We start from the raw sequence: 4475 nt of genomic DNA on the forward strand, positions 1-4475 counted from the left end.
CGCCAAAGCCGGCTTTGGCGATTACATGGGTTTTTCTTCCGCTTGGGGCTACTGGATCAGTGCCTGGCTGGGCAACGTCGGCTACTTCGTCTTGCTGTTCAGCACCCTCGGCTACTTTTTTCCGGTGTTTGGCGAAGGCAACACCCCGGCCGCCGTTATCGGCGCCTCCGTGGTGCTCTGGGCTGTGCACTTCTTGGTTCTACGCGGGGTAAAAGAGGCGGCGTTTATCAATCTGGTGACCACCGTGGCCAAGGTGGTGCCGCTGCTGCTATTTATTCTGATCGCCTTCTTCGCCTTCAAACTGGACATCTTTACCGCGGACATTTGGGGCCTGAAAAACCCTGACCTGGGCAGTGTGATGAACCAGGTGCGCAACATGATGCTGGTGACTGTCTGGGTGTTTATCGGCATCGAGGGCGCAAGCATTTTCTCCGCCCGCGCCGAGAAGCGTTCGGACGTCGGCAAAGCCACCATCATCGGTTTTATCAGCGTGCTGCTGATCTTGGTGCTGGTGAACGTGCTGTCGCTGGGGATCATGACGCAGCCAGAACTGGCCAAGTTGCAGAACCCCTCCATGGCCGCCGTGCTGGAACATGTTGTCGGTCATTGGGGCGCCGTGTTGATCAGCGTCGGCCTGATCATTTCCCTGCTGGGTGCCCTGCTGTCGTGGGTGCTGCTGTGTGCGGAAATCCTCTTCGCCGCCGCCAAAGACCACACCATGCCGGCCTTTCTACGCAAGGAAAACGCCAACCACGCACCGGCCAATGCCCTGTGGCTGACCAACGCCATGGTTCAGATTTTTCTGATCATCACGCTGTTTTCCGCCAGCACCTACCTGTCACTGATCTACCTCGCCACCTCAATGATTCTGGTGCCCTACCTGTGGTCGGCGGCTTACGCCCTGCTGCTGGCGGTACGCGGCGAAACCTACGAGCAAGCGGCCAAGGAGCGCAACAAAGACCTGGCCATTGCCGGCATCGCGGTGATTTACGCGGTGTGGCTGCTGTACGCCGGCGGCATCAAGTACCTGCTGCTTTCGGCGCTGCTGTATGCACCTGGCGCCATCCTGTTTGCCAAGGCCAAACGTGAAGTCGGCCAACCCATTTTTACCCAGATCGAGAAAGGCATTTTCGCCCTGGTGGTGATCGGCGCCCTGGTAGCGGCTTACGGCCTCTACGACGGCTTCCTGACCCTGTGATTTTTTGAAAGGAGAACCCCAATGTCCAAGGTAAAACTCGGTGTCCATTCCGAAGCGGGCAAGTTACATAAAGTGCTGGTTTGCTCCCCAGGTTTGGCGCACCAGCGCCTAACCCCAAGCAATTGCGATGAGTTGCTGTTCGACGACGTGCTGTGGGTCAGCCAGGCCAAGCGCGACCATTTCGACTTTGTCACCAAGATGCGCGAGCGTGGCGTTGATGTGGTGGAGATGCATAACCTGCTGGCTGAAACCGTCAGCAACGTTGAGGCGCGCAGCTGGATTCTCGACCGCAAAATAACCGCCAACCATGTCGGCCTCGGCCTGGTTAACGAAGTGCGTTCCTGGCTGGAAAGCCTGGAGCCACGTGCATTGGCGCAGTACTTGATTGGCGGCGTTTCGGGCAGTGATTTGCCCGATCAGTTCGGCGGCAAGGCTATCGAGATTTTCCGCGGCTATCTGGGCAGCTCCAGCTTTATTTTGCCGCCGCTGCCCAACACCCAGTTCACCCGTGACAACACCTGCTGGATCTACGGCGGTGTAAGCCTCAACCCCATGTACTGGCCCGCGCGGCGGCAGGAAACCTTGCTGCTGACCGCCATCTATAAATTCCATCCAGACTTCGTTAACGCCGAGTTCAAGGTCTGGTACGGCGACCCCGACCAAGACCATGGCGCCGCGTCCCTGGAGGGCGGCGACGTTATGCCTATCGGCAATGGCGTGGTGTTGATTGGGATGGGCGAGCGCACCACCCACCAAGCCATTGGCCAACTGGCGCAATCGTTGTTTGCCAGCAAGGCGGCAGAACGGGTGATTGTCGCCGGCCTGCCGAAATCCCGCGCGGCTATGCACCTGGACACGGTGTTTAGCTTCTGCGACCGCGACTTGGTCACCGTATTTGCCGAAGCGGTAGACGCCATCGTGCCCTTCAGTATTCGCCCGGATGGCAATCGCCCAGATGGCCTGGATGTACGCCGCGAAGACCAGCATTTCATCAAGGTGGTCGCCGAAGCCCTGAAGCTCAAAGAACTGCGCGTAGTGCCCACCGGCGGCAACACCTTCGAGGCCGAGCGCGAGCAATGGGACGACGGCAATAACGTGGTGGCCCTGGAGCCCGGCGTGGTGGTCGGCTACGACCGCAATACCTACACCAACACCCTGCTGCGCAAAGCCGGTGTCGAGGTCATCACCATCAGCGCCGGTGAACTGGGCCGTGGCCGCGGCGGTGGCCACTGCATGACCTGCCCGATTATTCGCGACCCAATCGACTACTAATCCGCACCACCAGCCATCGGTGTCGACCCCACGAGGGCAACGACACCGCACGCAACGTGTTTACAGGAGTTTTGAAAAATGGCGTTCAACATGCACAACCGCAGCCTGCTCAGCCTGATGCACCACAGCCAGCGCGAGCTGCGTTACCTGCTGGACCTGTCCCGCGACCTGAAACGGGCAAAATACACCGGCACTGAGCAGCAGCACCTGAAGCGCAAAAACATCGCGCTGATCTTTGAAAAAACCTCGACCCGCACCCGCTGCGCCTTTGAAGTAGCGGCCTACGACCAGGGTGCCAGCGTCACCTATATCGACCCAAGCTCCTCGCAGATCGGCCACAAAGAAAGCATGAAAGACACCGCCCGCGTGCTCGGGCGCATGTTCGATGCCATCGAGTATCGTGGCTACGGCCAGGAAATCGTCGAAGAGCTGGCGCAGTACGCCGGCGTGCCGGTGTTTAACGGCCTGACCGCCGAATTCCACCCCACCCAGATGATTGCCGACGTGATGACCATGCGCGAGCACAGCGACAAGCCGCTGCATGACATCAGCTATGCCTACCTCGGTGACGCGCGTTACAACATGGGCAACTCGCTGCTGATGATCGGCGCCAAGCTGGGCATGGACGTGCGCATTGGCGCGCCCAAAGCGCTGTGGCCAACCGATGACTTCATCAAACAATGCCAAGGCTTTGCCGAAGAAAGCGGCGCACGTATCACCCTCACCGAAGACCCGAACGAAGCGGTCAAGGGCGTCGACTTTATCCACACCGATGTCTGGGTTTCCATGGGCGAACCGGTGGACGCCTGGGACGAGCGCATCAAGCAGTTGCTGCCCTACCAGGTAAACACCGAGATGATGAAAGCTGCCGGCAACCCCCGGGTGAAATTTATGCATTGCCTGCCGGCGTTCCATAACAGCGAAACCAAGGTCGGCAAGGATATCGCCAGCCGCTACCCGCACCTGGCCAATGGCGTGGAAGTGACCGAAGACGTGTTCGAGTCGCCAGCCAATATCGCCTTCGAGCAGGCGGAAAACCGCATGCACACCATCAAGGCCATTCTTGTTGCGGCCATGGCCGATATCTAAGGCGCGCGCGGGGTAGCAGCGCTGCCCCGCCCTTTTTCAGGAGAACAGCTATGCGCATTGTCGTCGCCCTGGGTGGCAACGCCCTGCTGCGCCGTGGCGAGCCTATGACCGCGGATAATCAGCGGGAAAACGTCCGCGTCGCCGCCGAACAGATCGCCAAAGTCGCCCCCGGCAATCAACTGGTCATCGCCCATGGCAATGGCCCGCAAGTGGGCTTGCTGGCCCTGCAAGCCGCCGCTTATACCTCGGTAAACCCCTACCCGCTGGACGTCCTCGGCGCCGAAACCGAAGGCATGATCGGCTATATGATCGAGCAGGAATTAGGCAACCTGCTGCCCTTCGAAGTGCCCTTCGCCACCCTGCTCACCCAGGTGGAAGTGGACGCCAACGACCCTGCCTTCCAGAACCCCACCAAGCCCATCGGCCCGGTGTACTCCAAAGAAGATGCCGAACGCTTGGCCGCCGAAAAAGGCTGGAGCATTGCCCCCGATGGCGACAAGTTTCGCCGTGTGGTGGCCAGCCCACGGCCGAAACAGATCTTTGAAATCCGCCCGGTCAAATGGCTGCTGGAGCACGGCACCATTGTGATTTGCGCCGGTGGCGGCGGCATTCCCACCCGCTACAACGCCGCCGGCAAACTTGAAGGTGTGGAAGCGGTAATCGACAAAGACCTGTGCTCGGCGTTGTTGGCCGAACAACTGGAATCCGACCTGCTGGTGATCGCCACCGACGTGGCTGCCACCTATATCGACTGGGGCAAGCCGACGCAAAAAGCCATCGCCGAGGCGCATCCGGATGAACTGGAACGCCTGGGCTTTGCCGCCGGCTCCATGGGCCCGAAAGTGCAGGCTGCCTGCGAGTTCGCGCGCAATACCGGCAAGGTCGCGGTGATTGGCTCGTTGGCCGATATTGAAGC

At 59.9% G+C, this 4475-nt stretch carries 4 protein-coding genes; all 4 read left to right on the forward strand.

Translation table 11 applies throughout. The features are described 5' to 3' along the window. A partial coding sequence (gene arcD / locus AAAB16_RS12695; RefSeq protein ID WP_340663645.1) for an arginine-ornithine antiporter occupies positions 1-1198 on the forward strand: 1198 nt, incomplete at its 5' end. A gap of 21 nt (positions 1199-1219) precedes the next feature. Continuing rightward, positions 1220-2470, forward strand: a complete 1251-nt coding sequence (gene arcA, locus AAAB16_RS12700; protein WP_340663646.1) for an arginine deiminase — start codon at positions 1220-1222, stop codon at positions 2468-2470. Between the two features lie 78 nt (positions 2471-2548). Next, positions 2549-3559 (forward strand): ornithine carbamoyltransferase, encoded by a 1011-nt coding sequence (locus tag AAAB16_RS12705; protein WP_340663647.1) that lies wholly within the window; start codon positions 2549-2551, stop codon positions 3557-3559. A 50-nt stretch (positions 3560-3609) separates the two neighbouring features. Continuing rightward, positions 3610-4475 (forward strand): carbamate kinase (arcC, locus tag AAAB16_RS12710; protein WP_340663648.1); only part of this gene is annotated, 866 nt, incomplete at its 3' end.

This window comes from Pseudomonas sp. (assembly GCF_037994325.1).
Classification (GTDB): Bacteria; Pseudomonadota; Gammaproteobacteria; order Pseudomonadales; family Pseudomonadaceae; genus Aquipseudomonas.

What these genes read in the sequence shown, in the direction of transcription:
- arcA (WP_340663646.1), top strand. Translation starts at nt 1,220, where the DNA reads ATGTCCAAGGTAAAACTCGGTGTCCATTCCGAAGCGGGCAAGTTACAT.
- AAAB16_RS12705 (WP_340663647.1), top strand. Translation starts at nt 2,549, where the DNA reads ATGGCGTTCAACATGCACAACCGCAGCCTGCTCAGCCTGATGCACCAC.